This window comes from Candidatus Blochmannia sansabeanus (nom. nud.), from assembly GCF_059935345.1.
The window spans coordinates 365,737-385,955 of sequence record NZ_CP011795.1; the positions used below are offsets into that span (position 1 = coordinate 365,737).

The following is a 20,219-nucleotide window of genomic DNA, read 5'->3' on the forward strand; positions in this document are numbered from 1 at the left end:
TAGAATGAATTACAAATATTTTTTTCATTTCTACATCATCTCATCAGATGATGATTGTAGTAAGCTTGCAAGGTATTTTGAATAAGCGTAGCTACTGTCATAGGACCAACTCCACCTGGAACTGGTGTAATATACGCAGCACGTTCATAAGCGCTAGAGAAATGAACGTCGCCAACTATATCTCCATTATTTAAACGATTAATACCAACATCTATTACTATGGATCCTCGTTTTATCCAACTACCAGGAATAAAATTAGCTATTCCTACTGCCACAATTAATAAATCAGCATGTTCAATATACGCTTTTAAATTCTGAGTAAAACGATGTGTAGTCGACACGGTGCATCCTGCCAACAATAATTCCATCGTCATAGGACGGCCAACAATATTCGATGCCCCGACTACAACTGCATTCAATACAAACATATTTACATTATACCATTCTAACAATGTTATAATACCTCGAGAAGTACAAGGACGCAGTGTAGGGGATCGTTGGCATAAACACCCAATATTATATGGGTGAAAACCATCTACATCTTTATCAGGAGCTATATGCTCGAAAATACTTACTTTTCTTAATTTATTTGGTAATGGTAACTGAATTAAAATACCGTCTACACGATCATCATTATTTAAAGTTTCAATTAATTTGAAAATTTCATTTTCAGTTGTCGTAACAGGTAAAATATATAGAAACGAAATAAAACCAACTTGTTCACATGCTTTTTTTTTGTTAGCCACATATATCTTAGAAACTGGATCTTCCCCTACTAAGACCATAGCTAATCCTGGCGCACGCCTTCCAGAATCCACATGCTGGCATACTTGCTTAGCTATCTTTTGTTTTATTTCCTCAGACACATATTTACCATCAATTACCTTAGCAATCATTTTAACGATATACCCAATAATTTATGTTAATACAATGATGTTATTTTTCTAAATATATATTACTATTAACTTTAAATTATATACCTTCTTTTAAACAACTTTTTATTAAAAAGAAAATATTTAACTTAATTAGGTAAATATTAAAACACTATTGTTTTTATTAAAACATATATACGACACGTCTAATGCGCCCTTAACTCAATCGGATAGAGTAACAGCCTTCTAAGCTGTAAGTTATAGGTTCGAATCCTATAGGGCGTATTATCTATCATATTAGATACTTGTAGTATATTCATCTAATTAATATAAATAAATAACTCTTAATTAAATAATCATATAACATTGTTTAATCAAAATGTGTATACTCAACAACGTATGCTTTTAACTTAATAAAATAGATTGTTACCAAATAATAGTATCCAGTATGTTTAATTAGTACAACAAAGGTATTATGATACTAGGAATTGCTTTTGCTGTAATCTCAGGATTGTTATGGGGATTAATCTTTATCGGTCCCTTACTGATACCAGAATATCCCAGTATATTACAAGCATCTGGTCGTTATATTGCATTCGGATTAATTTCAATACCACTATCATGGTATGATAGAGCACGTTTACGTAAATTACTATTACAGGATTGGTTAGAAGCAACAAAACTAGTTTTAGCAGGTCATCTTATATATTACACATGTTTAACAAGTGCTATTCAACGCATTGGGGCTCCAATTTCAACAGCTATTATTGGAACCTTACCTGTAATGTTAACTATAACAACACATACTATTGCTAATAATGAACAGAAATTACCATATCACACTTTACTAGCATCATTATTTCTAATAGGAACAGGATTATTATGTGTAAATGTTTCTGAATTGAAATCTGAGTCATTTATGTTTAATATATGGCAATATATCAGTGGAATAATTTTAGCGATTATTTCTGTTTTATGCTGGGCATGGTACGCATTAAGAAATGCACATTGGTTAAAAACACATCCCCACAACAAACCTATGACTTGGGCTAATGCACAAGGAGTAGTTACATTGCCATTATCGTGTCTAGTTTATTGTGTTGCATGTATCTGTTGTTCAGATCTTATTCAAGACGAATTCATATTACCCTTTGGCCCCAGACCAGTTTTTTTCGTTTTATTAATGATCTTAATTGGATTCTGTTGTTCCTGGCTAGGAACATTTTTTTGGAATGAAGCTAGTCAAAGATTACCGACAACATTAATAGGTCCACTAATTGTAGTAGAAACTATTGCAGGTTTAACATACTCATTTATACATCGTAAATTATGGCCATCTCCTTTAATTTTAATTGGAATTTTTTTATTAATTTCTGGGGTTACATGTATTATTAAAATTCGAAAAACCATGCACTAAAATATTATTTTTCAATCATGCATCGTTTTGTTTTACCATATAAACTTAATTAAGTTATTAAATAAACACATATTTAACTGAGCTAAATAATATGCTCTTTCTAACATGAAAGAACTAGTTCTTTTTTTTATTCCCACCAAATCATGTGTTATACAATTTTTATTTTTATATTAAAAACACATATCTGCAATTTATACAATTAACTTATTTAATAAAATACTTTATATTATACGTAGTAATAAACGTTTTATGTCAAAAAACCATTATATTACATGAATAATATTAAAATTCACTACATATTTTATATATAACAAACACTTTTTACATATTTTAAGATTTGAAATTTTTAATCTAATACCATTAGATACAACAACAATATTAATTATCGATTTCATAATGCTACTGATTGATTAAACTTACTATAAAATTTTGGAGATCATTTTTCTATGCCCATTTATTGACATAACCATACCAAATCCAGCCATTAATACCAATAGAGATGAGCCTCCATAACTTATTAATGGCAAGGGAATACCTACTACTGGTAATAAACCACTGACCATACCAATATTCACAGAAATATACATAAATAGTACTAACATAAAACTACCAATAATTAGCCGTCCAAACATATGTTTAATTTTAACGGCAATAATAAATCCACGAAATATAATCCCTAAATATAACAATAACAATACTAATATCCCCAAAAATCCTAATTCTTCTCCTATTACCGCAAAAATAAAATCAGTATGACGTTCTGGCAAAAATTCCAATTGCGATTGTGTTCCATGCAACCATCCTTTTCCAGTTAAACCACCTGAACCGATAGCAATTTTTGATTGAATAATATGATATCCAGCACCTAATGGATCAAGTTCTGGGTGTAATAACATTGTTATTCTAGATCTCTGATATTCATGCATACAAAAAAACCAAAATATAGGAGTAAACAAAACCATAAGTAACAACGTAAATATAATTAATTTCCAACTAATTCCAGATAAAAACAATACAAACAAACCAGAACTAACCGTTAAAATCGCTGTACCTAAATCTGGTTGTGCTAACATAAATGCAGTAGGAATCATAATTAATAATAGCGCTATACCAACATCTTTCAAAGATGGTGGGCGTTGTCCTCTATCAACATAATATGCCACCATAAGCAAAACAGAAATTTTTACTATTTCCGATGGTTGAAACCTTATGATACCAAAATCCAACCAACGCTGAGCTCCTTTGCTAATTTGTCCGATCATATTAACTGATATTAATAATATAAGACATAAAAAATATACATAAGGCGCCCAACATTCATACACTCTAGGTGAAACTTGCGCTAAAAAAAACATAAGCAATAATCCTCCCATAATTTGCAATATTTTTAGTCGCATCATTTCAAAATTTTGACCGCACGCGCTCCACATTATGAAAATTCCATATAACAACAAAAAAATAATAAGTAAGAATAATATTAAGTCAATATGATATCTATCCCATAATGAATTTTGTCGAATAATTTGATTCATGCATATATCTTACTAATTAGTTAAATTGATAAAAAATAAAATAGCTTAATTAAATATTGATTCATTGTAACAAAACATAGTCAAATATTTTTCTTGTAATTGTACCTACTGATATACCAGCCTTAGCATTTTCTAAAATTACTACTACTGCTATCGTAGGGTTTTCGTATGGGGCAAATGCAGTCATTAATTTATGGTCTCTAAGAGATTCAGATATTCTATTTGGATCATAGTTTTGATTATTTTTTAAACTAAATAATTGTGCTGTACCAGATTTAGCTGCTGCTTTATATGCAGCGTCAGAAAAACTGCCACTCACTGTCCCATTTGGACGATTAGCCGCTCCAAACATCCCATCTTTAGCAATTTTCCACACATCCGATTTTGGATCACCTACTTGATCACATTCCGTTTGATGATACGGGATATAATCTTTTTCTAACAAAATACTATCAAGCAAATGGGGAATAAGCACATTACCATCATTAATTAAAGTAATTAATGCCTTAGACATTTGTACAGGAGTAGCAGTCCAATATCCTTGTCCTATGCCTACCGGTATAGTATCTCCTTGATACCATGGTTTGTTAAATCGTTGTATTTTCCATGCTTTAGTCGGCATGACACCAGTTAATTCTTCAAATAAATCAATCCCAGTGTATCTACCATATCCAAATTTATTCATCCATTCAGATAAACTATCTATTCCCATTTTATAAGCTATTTGATAAAAAAAAGTATCAGAAGATTCTTCAAGAGCTTTTGTAATATTTAATTCTCCATGTCCCCACCGTTTCCAATCGCGAAAACGTTTTTCTGAACCAGGTAATTGCCACCAACCAGGATCGAAAAATAAAAAATTTTGATTAACTACTCCTAAAATTAAAGCAGACACAGAAATATAAGGTTTTACTGTAGATGCAGGGGGATACATTCCCTGAGTGGCGCGATTCAGCAAAGGACAATTATTATCTTTTAACAAAATACTATATTCTGTATTAGATATACCATCAACAAATAAATTTGGATCATAACTAGGATTTGAAATCAAAGCTTTAATACCGCCATTTCTCGGATCAATAACTATTACAGAAGATCGACTGCCTAACAGCAATTTTATAATGTATTGTTGTAAATTCAAATCTAATGTTAAAACAATACTTCTTCCTGGGATCGGAGATCTTTTATATAATTCTCTAATAATTTTACCACGATTATTTATTTCTACAGCCCCGTAACCTGGAGTACCATGTAAAATATTTTCATAGTAACGTTCAATGCCTAATTTTCCTATATTAGGAGCAGAAATGTATTTACCTAAAATACCTTGTTTATTTAATCTTTTTATTTCCTCTTCATTAATTTTAGAAACATATCCAATAACATGACTTAAATCAGATCCATAAGGATAGTAACGACGTTGATAACTTTTTATTGCTACCCCTGAAAATTTAAATCTATTAACAGCAAACCGAGCCTGTTGTTCTTCTGTTAAACCAACCTTAATAGGTAAGGACATAAACTGAGAAGAACGTTTTCTAGCTTTTTCAAAACGCACTATATCGTAATCACTTAAATTTAACAATAACTGCAATTCACGAACCGTTTGATTTAAATTAGTTGTTTTTTCCGGTGTTACTTCTAATTGATAAATAGTGCGATTTAACGCTAAAGCTAGGCCATTACAGTCATAAATAATCCCTCTTTTAGGTGGAATAGGGATAATTTTAATACGGTTTTCGTTAGAACGAGTAGTATACATATTAAAATTAACTATTTGTATCTGATATAAACGAATAAATAGAATACTAGTGATTAATAAAACAAAAATACTTGCAATAGTCACACGACGTACAAATAACAATAACTCAGCCGAATAATTATAAAAAATTTGAGAATCATTTAACTTCATGCAATTAAAGTTAACTTATATCAATTATTAATATCAGATATAAATGATTGTATACTTATTGAACAGAAACTCTTTATTTACACTAACACCAAAGCTTTTCTAATTCATACAGAGTACGAATTTCCTTTTGCATTACATGTATCACCACATCTCCTAAATCTACTAAGACCCATTCGCCAAAATTAATACCTTCTATACCATAAGGTTTCACACCTATACCGCGAGATTTTTTCAATATCTCTTTAGATATTGAAATTACATGGTGACTAGACATACCAGTACAGATAATCATAATATCTGTCATATATGTTTTCCCATACATATCAAAACATATAATGTCCTGTCCCTGTATATCATTGATAACATTAACTACAAATTTCTTCAAAATATCAGATTGCACAGTTTAATGCCTAAATATATATTTATATGATATTATACCATCGCATAAATATCCTTAATATATAATACCTATTATGTAACACAATATTTATTTTTAAAAATTTATAATTTTTAAAAATAAATATAAATAGCCTCACACAGCGAACCCGCATTCATGAATCTATGTACTCAATAAATAATACTTTATTTCTCTTAATATATTTTATCTCACAAATCATATGATTATTTAAACAATTAATTCTGTTAATTCTAATAAAAAGTAATTACTTTGCCATCGCCTACTACTGTACATATATTTATTTATCATTGTAAAAACTAAAACAAAAAATACCGATTCAAAAAATACAAACATTAATTACATTATATTATATCAGACTTGCGTTATAAAAAATTTGTACGATAACAATTACAACTTTTCAGTCTTTTAAATTGCCATCAAAATTGTTACATACAACCACACACATATACTTTTACCTATTAATAATAAAAATCAAAGCCCACTTTTCATGTATATTAAAATGATCTAATCATAATTAGTGACAACGCTAGTTTTAATATATTTTATAATTGTAATATATATTATAAATAATCCACACGCTATATCATAACAACTATGATATAGTGATTACATAAAAACTTCAAAGTCTTCCTATAAACAAGACCAAAATGATATATAATATCACTTACACAATTACATATTTAAGCGCCGATTTTTAGATATAACATAATATACCCGATAATACCTCAAAACTAGACCATGAAAGAGAAACATAATCCTTTTTATGTCTTAATTCTATTTGTACTAACAATTCAACTGATTGATACAATTTAAATAAACTTAACCGCTTTACTGCACTAGACAGCAACATGCAGTGATACTTTTTATATACTTTATATTGTTTTAATAAACTAAATAATGATTTTCTTTGTACCATACCGTATTTTATATTAATTATCATTAATACTTCAGATTTAATTTTACACAACAATTTTTCTAAATCAACTTCCATATATTCTAACTGCCGTAAAATTCGATCAGCACGTTGTTTTTTACCTACCAAAATTGCTTCCACCCAATGATTGATATTAAAATATGCTGAATCAGTCACTACTTTTTTAACACGTGTAAAACTTAAATTTCCATCAGGATAAATTAAAGATAAATTTTGTAACATTTGATTTAATAAAATTAAATTACCTTCATAATAATAACATAATAGTTGACAAGCTAAATGCTCTATAACAAGTTTCATATGCCTTGCTTTGTTTTCTATCCATACTGTCATCCGTTCATATGTAAGTGTGCTACAATCAACAAATATTCCTTTTTTATTAAAAAATTGCAACCAAATGTTATTTTTGATAATTTGATTCAATTCTTGAATATATATAATCAATACTACTTCATCATGAAGTAATGAAAATAATAAAGGCACATTTTTCTTAAAATAAGAAACAGGGTAGTTTTGAGTAAATTTCAATGAAAATATTTTTCGTTTTTCAAATAAACCTGCCGTTTTAAATAAATTAAATACCTCCTTCCAATCAGAATGGATATCCAATTCTATATTAACAAATGTATTAAAATGTAATATCTTAGCTGCCTTTGTAATATTAAGATAACTTTCCTGCAACAGATAAGAATCATTTCCTATTAATAAATAGACCGACTTAAGCTCTTTTTTTAATTCTAAAAACAATTGTTCTGGATATATCCAAATCATGACATGCTCTAATAATAAAATATTAATATTAAATATAAAATAATTTTTTCACATAGCTCAATCAAACTCCTTCAAATCTTAAAAGTAATTGATGTATAAGTTGTTGAGCTGCATCTCGATACATATCTTTACGTATATCATTCTCGTATGTATCGTTAATTAAAGCACTATTAGGATTTCGTATAAAAGAACGATACACACGAACATTAATGGGGTAACAATTTTTATTTGGTACGAATAAATTAGTTTGTATATCCAATATTAATTGATACCCAGCTTCTATTCCATTCTGAAATAAAAAAGTAGTTATATACTTTTCTGAAGCACCAATAATATGCAACCAAGGAATATGTGCTTCTCGTACACATAAGTTATTATTTAATCCATCAACGACACCAATTTGGTTAATATGCAACTCGGTCATGATAGCACGAGTTATTGGTCCAAACGGATCATAACTATCTAATGATATAGAACTTATATTGTTAATTATTTGTAATTTTTTTTCCTCTATATCTGTAGACAATCGATAACCGCAACCTCCGAACATAATCATAGTAACAATACTTACGATTATTAAAAGATAATTTTTGATATGCAAAGAATGCTTAACGTTCACTATACAATAATATTGATTACTCTATTTGGAACATAGATTATATTATTTACTTTTTTTCCAATAAGATATTTATTTAAAACATTCTCTGATTCTAATAACTTATAAATTACATTCTTATCGCTATCTAATGGTACATATATTTTATGTCGCATTTTTCCATTAATTTGAACTATAATAAGCGTTTTCTCATTTCTTATTGCTTGTATATCTACAGTTGGCCATGTTGTATGATCAATATTTCCTAAACCTCCTAAAGCCTTCCATAAAACAAAACTAATATGTGGAGTAAATGGATATAACAATCGAACTATTACTAGCAAAGCTTCTTGCAATACTGCTCTGTCTTGCATACTTTTTTTTGGAACATTGTATAATTCATTAACTAATTTCATAATTGCAGCTAAAGCGGTATTAAATGACTGTCTACGATCAATATCATCAGTAACTTTTTCTATAGTTTTATGTACATTATACCGAATAAATTTTTGCGTATAATTAAGCATTACAACGTGCAATGCATTCACAGGCCCATCTTGGATATGTTGGTATACTAAACTCCAAACACGCTTAAGAAAACGCTGAGCACCCTCCAATCCAGATTCTTTCCATTCTAATGTTGCCCCAACTGGAGCGGCAAACATTATAAAAAAACGTACTGTATCTGCTCCATATTTCTTAATAATTATATTCGGATCAATACCATTATTTTTTGACTTTGACATTTTACACATTCCAGCGTAAACTAAATCATGTCCATTTTTATCTACCGCTTTTACAATACGTCCCATTTTATCACGTTTTATTTTAACATGAGTCGGATCTACCCATACACGCTGGTTGTTAGAAGATAAATAATAAAATGAATCTGCTAATACCATACCCTGACATAATAAACGTATTGCAGGTTCATCAGAATAAACCAATCCTTCATCGCGCATTAATTTATGATAAAAACGAAAATACAATAAATGCATGATGGCATGTTCAATCCCGCCTATATACTGATCAATTGGTAACCAATAATTAGCAGAACACACATTCACCATAGCCTTGTCATAATGAGGACATGTATAACGAGCATAATACCAAGAAGATTCCATAAAAGTATCAAAAGTATCAGTATCACGAATAGCTGTCTGTCCTTTATAAGTAGTTTTCATCCAATTCGCATACATCTGCAAAGAACTATCTACATAGGTAGTATTCCTATTATTATTTTGCACAAATTCTATTTTTTTTGGAAGAATTACCGGTAATTGATCAAAAAGCACTGGCTTAACAACCCCATTTTCTAATGTTATCATGGGAATAGGAACTCCCCAATAACGCTGACGTGAGATACACCAATCCTTTAGGCGATAACATATCTTATATTGAGCTATACCACGTGTAATTAATTCTGTAGAAATTGCTTTAGCCGCTATACGAGAGCTTAATCCATTAAACTCGCCAGAATTAAATAATATTCCGTCTCCAGTCATTGCTTTCATTATAACGTTTGGTCTAGTTCCATCCAGATTCTTTATAACAGTTTTAACTGGTAAATTATATTTGTGAGCAAACTCCCAATCTTGTTGATTATGGGCCGGAACTAATATAGCCGCTCCTATTCCATCAGATTCAATGGATATTACAAAATTAGCAACCCAGATTGGCAATCTACTATTAGTCATTGGATGTATCGCATACATATTAATAGGCATTCCCTTTTTTTCAAAAAAATAAATATTTTTTTTACTTGATTTAATATCAAAATAATTATTTTTTTGAATAAAATGAGCTAAATTTAGATCAATTTCTGCCATTTTTAATACTATCGGATGATCTATAGATACTAATAAACAAGTAATTCCCATAAAAATATCTAATCGAGTTATGTATACCATTAATTTATCATCACAATTTGCAATATTAAAGGTAACATTTATACCTTCCGAACGTCCTATCCAATTTCTTTGCATAATTTTTACTTGTTTAGGCCAATTTTTTAATCGATCTAACCCATATAACAATTGATCTGCGTAATTAGTAATTTTTATAAACCATTGCGGGATTTTTTTATATTTCACACGAGTATGACAACGCCAACAACAATTATCAATAACTTGCTCATTCGCTAAAACTGTTTTATGATACGGACACCAATTTACTAATGAAGTTTTTTTATATACCAAGCCTTTTTTATATAAAATAGTAAAAAACCATTGTTCCCATCGATAATATTGAGGTTGACAGGTTACAATTTCTCTACCCCAGTCATAAGCAAAACCTAACGATTGTAATTGACTTTTCATATAATAAATATTAGATCTTGTCCAAATTTCTGGATCGGTATTATTTAAGATTGCAGCATGTTCTGCAGGCAAACCAAAAGCATCCCAACCTATAGGTTGTAATACATTTTTTCCAAGCATGCGTTGATATCGAGAAATTACATCTCCAATTGTATAATTACGCACATGACCCATATGTAAGTTTCCGGATGGATACGGAAGCATAGATAAGCAATAATACTTTTCTTTACTATTATCTTCTATTACTGAAAAAGTCTTATTTTCATACCAATACTTCTGAATGATACTTTCAATTTGACTGGGAACATATAATTTCTGCATAACGATTTCACTATAAATAAAAATTATTAATTGATAATTAAAACTAAAAGTCATTAAAAATATCAATATTTTTTAGATTAAAACTATTTTTTTTGTTAAAGTGAAAAATTAATAATTAAAAACAAAAAATGCACATCATTAATACATTAACCAAATTTTTATAGATATATAATAAAAATTGGTTAATGTATTAATAAATAAAAATAAATCCTATATAAACTCAAAGTTTTCATAAAATTATACACTACACGCTTTATATATTTAATAAAAAATTTTCTGTTAAAACAACATATAATTTCTGTATTTAAAGATTAAAATAACGTATGTAATAATAATACCTAAAAAAAACCAAGATCCAAACTTTGCATACGGAGTCAAACCTGTAGTTGGAATAACTGTATCATTAAGTACTGTTGAGCTAAACTGAGGAAGTTGCGCTTGAATAGAACCATCTGCGTTTACAATAGCAGTAACTCCATTATTAGTGCTGCATAATAAAGGTCTACCTAATTCTAATGCACGCATGCGAGCCATTTGAAAATACTGCCATGGCCCAATAGAATCCCCAAACCACGCGTTATTTGCAACAGTTAACAAAAAATCAGTATCAGATTTAAAATTATCACGAATCTGCTTGCCAAAAATTATTTCATAACAAATGACCGCGGTCATTTTAATAAACGACACAGTCAATTGTGGTTGCAAATAGTAACCTTCTTGCATAAAAGGAACAGGAATATTAAATAAATGCAACAATGGACTAAAAAATCTTTGAAATGGAAACCTTTCAGAACATAATACTAGATGATGTTTATCGTACCGATTATAACTTGGATATTTGTAAGGTTTAGAGTTTCCAATAACTATAATACTATTATAGTAATAGTAATCGTTTTTAACATAACGTATTCCAATAATCCCGGTAATCAAATTTGTGTGATCTTGTCTTAATTGATGATCTAATAATGTTAAAGCTTGGTCATGATCAATTTCGTTCCCTGGAATAGCTGATTCTGGCCAAACAACTATTTTTGTTTTTCCGAGTAAGGGTAAAGTATGATCCAAATATATTTGCATTATTTTTTCCAAATACTTAGCATCCCACTTTACATGTTGGTCAATATTACCTTGTACTAAGGAAACATTTACAGCACGCTGTGGTTGTACATAATACCATTGTATCCATGTTAAAGGCCACAAAAACAATAATATCCCTAAAGGTATAATCGTTAATAATAACTGAGTTCTGTGAATAGACAGAGCTATTAATCCGCTTATTAAAACAAGAACAAACGTAATACCTTCCACCCCAAAAATAGGAGCAATTCCTTTGACAGGCCCATCAATTTGACTATAGCCCAACTGTAACCACGGAAATCCAGTAAATATATTCCCTCTAATATGTTCAACCATTAACCATAATACTGGAGCAATAGCTACCGCATACCACATAGTTGTACTTAAACGTATTACCGCAAGTACAACAGAAAATAATATAGGAAACAGTGTCAAATAAAAGACAAAAAAAACGATTAACGCAGTATTTATACAACTACACATATTACTAAATTGATCTATACTTATATAAATCCATCGTAACCCACTACCAAAAAAACCAATACCCCAAAAAAAAGCATACCATATAACTTGTTTCCATGTAGAATCTAAAACTATTTTCAGTAAAACAGTGAATGAAATAATGCTAGCTGGCCAAAAATTATACGGAGAAAATCCTAAAATCCCAAATGCTCCAAATAATAATGCTATGAACAACCAAAAAAACTGTTTGTATTTATAATATATAGTAACAACAAACATCATGCATAAAAACTATTTTATTTAGATACATATAATGAGTTTTTAGGAATTTGTACAAGTAATTGCATAATACGATGACTATCTGTAAGTGTAACTTTAAACTTATAACCTAAAATATTTATAGACTCTCCATTTGTAGGTAAATGTCCAAAAGATTGCATTACAAAACCTCCAACAGTATCTATTTCTTCATTATGAAAACAAGTATTAAACATTTTATTAAAATCTATAACAGGGGTTAATGCATTAACAATAAAAGTATATTGACTTATCTGACGAATGTCACAACTATCTTTATTATCATATTCATCCTCAATTTCACCAACAATCAACTCCAATATATCTTCAATAGTAATAAGTCCAGACATACCTCCAAATTCATCTATTACAATAGCCATATGGCAGTGTTGTATGCGAAATTCTTGTAACATTCTATCTACGCCTTTATGTTCTGGCACGACTAAAGCTGGGCGTAAAATTTTATCAATACTACATGATTGAGATTTTTTTAATATAAATGGTAGCAAATCCTTAGCAATTAAAACTCCTTTAATTCTATCCTGATTGCCATGCAATACTGGAAATCTGGAATGCGCAGACTCTATAATAATAGACAGTTGTTCATCCCAAGATTGAGTATTTTTTAAAAAAATAATTTGTGCCCTAGGTACCATAATATCTTTAACTTTTTGTTCGACAATATCCATAACTCCTTCCAGCATATCTCGAGTATCTGCATCTATCAAAGAATTTTGTTCAAAATCACGTATTAAATTTAGCAAATCATCACGACTTTTAGGGCTACTATGAAAGAGATGATGTAATATAAAAGCAAAAAAGCTCTTTTTACGAATAGAACTAACATTCTCCTCTAAATTATGGTTATTCATAATTTTTTACTTTACTATATCTTATAGAAATTTAAATTACCTACTTATAATAGAACAACACGTTTGATATCCGCATTGCTGCAGTATACTTATTTCTGCTTGTTGCATTAATATAGCTTCTTCATCAAGAAGATGATTATATCCCAATAAATGCAATGAGCCATGAATTATCATATGTGCCCAATGAGCGCTAGTAGATGGTACATTTCTTTTATTAGATTCATACTCAATCACTTGACGACATAGGACTATATCTCCAAGTAATGGAGATACAGTCCCTAACGGTGGTATAAAAGGAAACGATAAAACATTAGTAGGATAATTTTTTCCTAAATAATACCAATTTAAATAACGCATTTCTTTTGTGTCTACTATACGAATAGTCAATTCTATTTTTTTTTTATAGACAGAAAATATACCACGCATCCATGATTTAAATAATTTTCTATTAGGTAGTCCGTTTACATTTTTACATGCTAATTGCAAATCAAGAATTACTTGACTATTTGCCATCAGTTAATCCTCTTATTATAATAATTATTGTAATCATTGTTTATTTCTTTATAATTTTATTTACAATTATTTTTATATTTGTTACAACGTGCGGTCAAAGCGCTTTTATTACTATCCCATGCTTCATACGCATCTATTATTCGAGTTACTATAGAGTGACGTACCGAATCTTCTTTATTAAAAAAATTAAAACTAATATCTTTAATGATGGGTAATACTTTAATAGCATGTGTCAATCCAGATGATTGATTAGGTGGTAGATCGATTTGCGTAACATCTCCAGTAATAATTACCGTAGAGCGAAATCCAATACGTGTTAAAAACATCTTCATTTGAGTAATAGTTGTATTTTGACTCTCATCAAGAATGATGACAGAATCATTCAATGTACGCCCACGCATATAAGCTAGAGGAGCTACTTCTATTATTTTTTTTTGTATTAATTTCTCCACTCTTTCATATCCAATTATATTAAACAAAGCATCGTATAACGGTCGAACATAAGGGTCAGATTTTTGATGAAGATCTCCTGGCAAAAATCCTAATTTTTCCCCGGCTTCAATAGCAGGACGAGTTAAAATAATATGTTTGTTTTTTTGACGCTCTAACAAATCTACTGCAGCAGCTATTGCTAGATACGTTTTCCCGGTTCCTGCGGGCCCTATACCAAAAGTAACATCATGATTAAAAATATTAGAAATATATTGTGCTTGATTCTCTGTACGAGGCTTGATTATTCCATATTTTGTTTCAATCCTTATTGAAGTATTACTAATCGTTTTTGTATATTTTGATTTTTTATGCAATATTTGAATCTTTTTAATAGTCAAGCATATCTGTTCTGGATTGATATCATTAATCATTCCATGTTCAGACTCTGTCTTCGAATACAAAGACACTAAAACATCAGTAGCCATTTCGACTGATGTTGATGAACCTACTAATCTAAAAAAATTATTGTACCTATTGATAGTCATTCTCAATTGATATTCTAATTGTTTTAAGTTATCATCTAGGGGGCCGCACAGACTTATCAGACGTTTATTATCAACCGGATGCAATTTAATTTCTTTAATTACTAAATTCAAATATCACTCCTAAATCATCGGAACTAAAATAATTAATAATATCACTGCATTTAATACCTTTTTAAAATAAACAATATTAATAAATATATATCATAAATTATAAAACACCATAAACAGTATAATATACCAACATGTACGCAATATACAATTATTCATAAATAATTAATCAAATTATTGATTTAATAATATTAAAATGTAACATATTTAAGATTTAAATATACTTATTCATGTATTAAAAATATAAACTTATAATTAAATCCATAAAATTTTTAATATTTATTTAAGTATACATTTTTATATGTTATATATTTATGTATAAATAATTATTTACTCATATCTAATCAATCTTACAATATCATTCAGCATACACTATGTGTAAGTCAACCTTTACGTTGAATCATAATATTATGAAAAAGTTACTTTGCGATGTGTTAATATTTGGAGGTGGCATTATAGGCGCATCTTTAGCATTACGTCTTTCTCAATCTGGAATTAAAATAATTATAGTAGATCGTAAATATCCTATTCCAATTAAAGAAAAAACCACACCATATATTCGAGTTGCTGCTATTAATTATGCTTCGGTAAAATTCTTAAAAAAAATTAATATATGGGAAAAAATTCCTTCTAATTTTTGCACTCCATATCATTATTTAGAAGCGTGGGAATGGCCATCAGCAAAAATAACTTTTCATGCTATATCCGTAGGCGTATCTACAATGGGATGCATTATCGAAAATAATCGTTTACAATTGGCACTATGGGAAAACTTTTTAAACTTCAAAACAATAACATTATGTTGTCCATCTATACTAACCTCTATGTATTATGACGGTTCCTCTTGGCGATGCCTTCTTGATAACGGTATCACAATCATCAGTCGTCTATTAATAGGGGCTGATGGAATTTATTCTCAGATTCGAAAAAAATTAGGAATTGGAGTAATTGGTTGGAAATATCGTCAATGTTGTATGTTACTTACTATCAAAACAAAAAAATACCAATATGGTACAATTTGGCAAATATTTACTCCTAATGGTCCTATAGGGTTTTTACCTTTATATGATCATTGGGGATCATTGATGTGGTATAATACTCCTGAATATATACAAAAACTACAACAACTACCTACAGAAATATTGGAAAAAAAAATTAGAAATAATTTTCAAAACCAATTAGGTAACATTAAACTATACAACGCAATTGTAGTCCCTCTCATTCGTCAACATGCACATAGTTATGTAACTTCAGGAGGAGCATTAGTTGGCGATGCCGCACATTCTTTGCATCCTTTAGCAGGACAAGGAATAAATTTAGGGCTAAGAGATGTTGCAAGCTTATCACGCTTATTAACTAATTCACGTGTTTTTGATGAACGTTCCAGTATTTCAGAAGTTTTGACATCTTATCAAAATAACCGGAAATACGACTCCTTCCTAATGCAAACTAGCATAGACTGGCTGTACCTTATGTTTCATAACAACTTTTGGCCACTTAAAATAGCAAGAAATATGGCATTTATGACAATTGAACGCTCCATTTACCTAAAGAAAAAAATATTATTATACGCTTTAGGCATCATATAATGATATCTTTTTCTTAATTAACATCACTCTTTCATACCATCATATACATACAGCAGATCCCCAATCTTTTATTAATAAAAAACTATTTATAAATACACAAATACGTAATAGCATCTATTATTTGAGATATAATAGTGTGTAATTTTTTAACTAACTGGGGCACCAGGATTCGAACCTGGATATGACGGGATCAAAACCCGCTGCCTTACCATTTGGCTATGCCCCATAATTATTAAGACATTTTTATGACAGACATCATATATACTTTATATTTTTATATTTCTTCTTTTATTACACTAATCGACAAATAGCATACGGGAGACGAGATTTGAACTCGTATACTTATTAGTATCAGATCCTAATTCTGACGCGTCTGCCTATTTCGCCACTCCCGCGTGATATCTTACTTATACTAATAGCTACGACGGGACTTGAACCTGTGACCTCAGCATTATGAGTGCTGCGCTCTAACCTACTGAGCTACGTAGCCAAAGAAATTGCGATTAATTTAAACTATAACATTCAATTACTTACTTACATAAAAATAATGAATTATCATTCTTGTGGTAATCATAAAACACCTGCTAGTCTTTTTATGTTCATCTAAATAATAATATGAACAAATTCATCAGATAATCCCATAATATTTATTGTTAAAAAATAATAAAAATATAATTATCATTTAATCAAAAGTAAAAATCATTATCACATAAAATAATGCTGACACTCTATTTATATATAATAATTTAGTTTTACCGAAATATAACAAATTACTACTGATCTACAGTAATAGAAAACTACAATCTACCCAAATTGGATTTAATAATATTAATACTATAAATATATAAAAACCACAAAAATCACATATTAACTATTTTACCATTAACAATAGTTTTTTGTATTTTATAGTCTTTGTCAAAAACGGTTAAATTAGCAATTTTATTTATTTCTAAACTACCCAAATAATGATCCACTTTTATAGCTTTTGCTGGATACAAAGTAGCCATACGCAAAGCTTCGTCCAACGGTATTCCAATATATTGAACACTGTTTTTTATTGCTCGTATCATTGTTAAAGTTGATCCACTAAGTACCCCTCTATTATCCACACACATATGATTATGATGATATATAGTTTTATTAGAAAAAGTAAAATTAGATTTTACCTTATTAGTCCCTGCAGGACTAGTCGCATCAGTGACTAAAATTAAACGATCCCCTTTGATCTGTTTAGCATATCTAAGATTAGCCCAGTGGACGTGAAACCCGTCAGCTATAATACTACAGTATATTTCTGGTGTATCAAAAATAGCCCCAATAATACCAGGTTCACGAGCAATTAACGGAGGCATAGCATTAAATAAATGAGTTCCAAAACTAACACCATACAAAAAACTAAACCGTGTTTGTTGATACGTAGCATTAGAATGTCCAATTGCGACACAAATTCCAGATTCATGCAACTTCTGCATAAATGTCATCTTTAATTGTTCAGGAGCAAGAGTTATCTTTTTAATAACGTCACTGTTATTACATAAATAATTTACCATTTCTTCTGTTAATAAACGAATGAATATAGGATTATGTATACCTCTCTTTTTAACATTTATAAATGGACCTTCCAAATGCAATCCTAAAGCTTGGTTTTTATTTTGAGATAAAAACCCACGCATAACCCTGACAGCTCTTCTAATCAAAACATCGCTGCTAGTAATTAATGTCGGAAGAAAGCTGGTGCAACCTGATATTTGATTGGTTGTTTGCATTGCTTTCAGTGTGTATATTGATATTGCATTTATATGATCATTGAATTGTATCCCACCACATCCATTAACTTGCAAATCTATAAATCCAGGTGTCAATATAGATCCTGACAAATCGTGTATATCTATATTCTTGGGTAATTCACTAATAGAACAAATAGTTCTAATAATCCCTTCAGAAACCACAAGCGCATGATCATGAAGAATTTCTTTACCAGTATAAATTTTACTATTAATTAAAGCATACATATTCTAAATATCTACATTATGATCGTTGGATTACTGATTTCTAACTCTTGAAAATATTTAACCGTTTTTATTTTTAACTCCATAGTTGACAACTCATCGCATACCAATATTGATTTGGGATGTAACTGTAAACAACTAATCATCCACATATGATTAATACTACCTTCAATTGCTGCTTTAACTGCTTTAGCCTTGTTTAGTCCAGTTGCAATTATTATTATTTCTCGTGATTCTAATAATGTAGCAATCCCAATAGTTAATGCAAATTTAGGCACAGAATTCACATTATTGTTAAAAAAAATAGAATTTGATACCCGCGTCGCTTTACTTAAGTTTTTAATTCTGGTACGCGACGCTAAAGAAGAACCCGGTTCATTAAAAGCAAGATGCCCATTATTTCCAACTCCTCCTATAAATAACCGAATACCTCCGTACGATTTTATTTTCTCTTCATATTGTTGACATTCAGCCTTAATGTTATCGGCATTTCCATTTAAAACATACACATTCCCTTTAGGAATATCAACATGATTAATAAAATTTGTATATATAAAAGCATGATAACTTTCAGGGTTTACACAAGATAAGCCAAGATATTCGTCCATAGTAAATATTACTACATATTTAAAGCTAACCTGACTAGACTGATACATTGATATAATATTTTTATAAGTTTTTATTGGTGTTCTACCCGTAGGCAATCCTAATACAAATGGATTTTCAACAGTAGGATTGAAAGAATTAATACGATAAACAACATAATGTGCAACCCATTGAGCCACGTGATCGGCAGTATCAAGAAATATAACCCTCATTCTACATCTCTATTCCATTACATTAATAAAATTAAACTAATCTACAATAATTTTAAAAAATACTTAACAAAAAATTAAACACAAAAGTATTTATTTCACGTTTATCATTAATACTAATGAATCACTAATACATGCATTATCGTACATCCGTTTATTTTGAGAAAGTTGTTTTAATACGTCCTTAGATCAATAATTACAAAACAATATGCATATGTAAATAAGTATTATAAAATTATCTAACAATAACTTACTAATTGCAGCACACAATCTTATAGCTTATTATAAGCGAACTCCTGTTCACACATCATTCACGTTTATAATTATAATATAACCTACACGTCTATTTTCATTTGTTTTAAAGACTGCTACTCAACTTTAATATAAACTAAAATGAATAGACTATACCA

Annotated in this window: 15 protein-coding genes and 4 tRNA genes; 3 read left to right on the forward strand and 16 right to left on the reverse strand. The window is 29.5% G+C overall.

The features are described from left to right. Positions 1–35: 35 nt before the first annotated feature. Positions 36–896, reverse strand: a complete 861-nt coding sequence (gene folD / locus Bsans602_RS01570) for a bifunctional methylenetetrahydrofolate dehydrogenase/methenyltetrahydrofolate cyclohydrolase FolD (RefSeq protein WP_500837353.1) — start codon at positions 894–896, stop codon at positions 36–38. Between the two features lie 187 nt (positions 897–1,083). Between folD and Bsans602_RS01575 the strand changes: the two genes are divergently transcribed. Together Bsans602_RS01575 and Bsans602_RS01580 are read left to right on the forward strand one after the other, a co-directional pair. Further along, positions 1,084–1,157 (forward strand) — tRNA-Arg (locus Bsans602_RS01575). Between the two features lie 190 nt (positions 1,158–1,347). Next, the gene (locus Bsans602_RS01580; RefSeq protein ID WP_500837354.1) at positions 1,348–2,289 is read left to right on the forward strand and encodes a DMT family transporter; all 942 of its coding nucleotides are present in this window, start codon (positions 1,348–1,350) and stop codon (positions 2,287–2,289) included. 419 nt (positions 2,290–2,708) lie between these two features. On the opposite strand, the gene rodA is transcribed toward Bsans602_RS01580, so the two are convergent. The 10 genes from rodA to Bsans602_RS01630 all read right to left on the reverse strand — a co-directional run bounded on the left by rodA (position 2,709) and on the right by Bsans602_RS01630 (position 15,399). Continuing rightward, on the reverse strand, positions 2,709–3,821 hold the full coding sequence (rodA, locus tag Bsans602_RS01585; RefSeq protein WP_500837355.1) for a rod shape-determining protein RodA: 1,113 nt from the start codon (positions 3,819–3,821) through the stop codon (positions 2,709–2,711). A 61-nt stretch (positions 3,822–3,882) separates the two neighbouring features. After that, complete coding sequence (mrdA, locus tag Bsans602_RS01590; RefSeq protein ID WP_500837356.1) at positions 3,883–5,733, reverse strand: peptidoglycan DD-transpeptidase MrdA; 1,851 nt, start codon at positions 5,731–5,733, stop codon at positions 3,883–3,885. 82 nt (positions 5,734–5,815) lie between these two features. Beyond that, entirely contained in the window at positions 5,816–6,133 is a 318-nt protein-coding gene (gene rsfS, locus Bsans602_RS01595) for a ribosome silencing factor (protein WP_500837357.1), read from the reverse strand. A gap of 712 nt (positions 6,134–6,845) precedes the next feature. Beyond that, positions 6,846–7,856, reverse strand: a complete 1,011-nt coding sequence (gene holA / locus Bsans602_RS01600) for a DNA polymerase III subunit delta (protein WP_500837358.1) — start codon at positions 7,854–7,856, stop codon at positions 6,846–6,848. Positions 7,857–7,917: 61 nt separating this feature from the next. Beyond that, a complete protein-coding gene (gene lptE / locus Bsans602_RS01605) occupies positions 7,918–8,412 on the reverse strand; it encodes an LPS assembly lipoprotein LptE (protein ID WP_500837359.1) in 495 nt (164 codons plus the stop codon). A 62-nt stretch (positions 8,413–8,474) separates the two neighbouring features. After that, positions 8,475–11,090, reverse strand: a complete 2,616-nt coding sequence (leuS, locus tag Bsans602_RS01610; RefSeq protein ID WP_500837360.1) for a leucine--tRNA ligase — start codon at positions 11,088–11,090, stop codon at positions 8,475–8,477. Positions 11,091–11,369: 279 nt separating this feature from the next. Further along, complete coding sequence (lnt, locus tag Bsans602_RS01615; protein ID WP_500837361.1) at positions 11,370–12,911, reverse strand: apolipoprotein N-acyltransferase; 1,542 nt, start codon at positions 12,909–12,911, stop codon at positions 11,370–11,372. Between the two features lie 14 nt (positions 12,912–12,925). Then, complete coding sequence (gene corC, locus Bsans602_RS01620; protein ID WP_500837362.1) at positions 12,926–13,798, reverse strand: CNNM family magnesium/cobalt transport protein CorC; 873 nt, start codon at positions 13,796–13,798, stop codon at positions 12,926–12,928. 36 nt (positions 13,799–13,834) lie between these two features. Next, positions 13,835–14,311, reverse strand: a complete 477-nt coding sequence (ybeY, locus tag Bsans602_RS01625; RefSeq protein ID WP_500837363.1) for an rRNA maturation RNase YbeY — start codon at positions 14,309–14,311, stop codon at positions 13,835–13,837. Positions 14,312–14,367: 56 nt separating this feature from the next. Beyond that, positions 14,368–15,399: a PhoH family protein gene (locus Bsans602_RS01630; protein ID WP_500837364.1), complete on the reverse strand. Its 1,032-nt coding sequence runs from the start codon at positions 15,397–15,399 to the stop codon at positions 14,368–14,370. Between the two features lie 407 nt (positions 15,400–15,806). On the opposite strand from Bsans602_RS01630, the gene Bsans602_RS01635 reads away from it, so the two are divergent. Beyond that, positions 15,807–16,985: an FAD-dependent monooxygenase gene (locus Bsans602_RS01635; RefSeq protein WP_500837365.1), complete on the forward strand. Its 1,179-nt coding sequence runs from the start codon at positions 15,807–15,809 to the stop codon at positions 16,983–16,985. Positions 16,986–17,139: 154 nt separating this feature from the next. On the opposite strand, the gene Bsans602_RS01640 is transcribed toward Bsans602_RS01635, so the two are convergent. The 5 genes from Bsans602_RS01640 to nagB form a co-directional block, all read right to left on the reverse strand. Then, a tRNA-Gln gene (locus Bsans602_RS01640) sits at positions 17,140–17,211 on the reverse strand. A gap of 87 nt (positions 17,212–17,298) precedes the next feature. Further along, positions 17,299–17,380, reverse strand: a tRNA-Leu gene (locus Bsans602_RS01645). 21 nt (positions 17,381–17,401) lie between these two features. Continuing rightward, positions 17,402–17,475: transfer RNA gene (locus Bsans602_RS01650), tRNA-Met, on the reverse strand. A 370-nt stretch (positions 17,476–17,845) separates the two neighbouring features. Further along, complete coding sequence (nagA, locus tag Bsans602_RS01655) at positions 17,846–18,997, reverse strand: N-acetylglucosamine-6-phosphate deacetylase (protein WP_500837366.1); 1,152 nt, start codon at positions 18,995–18,997, stop codon at positions 17,846–17,848. Positions 18,998–19,008: 11 nt separating this feature from the next. Next, a complete protein-coding gene (nagB, locus tag Bsans602_RS01660) occupies positions 19,009–19,812 on the reverse strand; it encodes a glucosamine-6-phosphate deaminase (protein WP_500837367.1) in 804 nt (267 codons plus the stop codon). Positions 19,813–20,219: the final 407 nt, after the last annotated feature.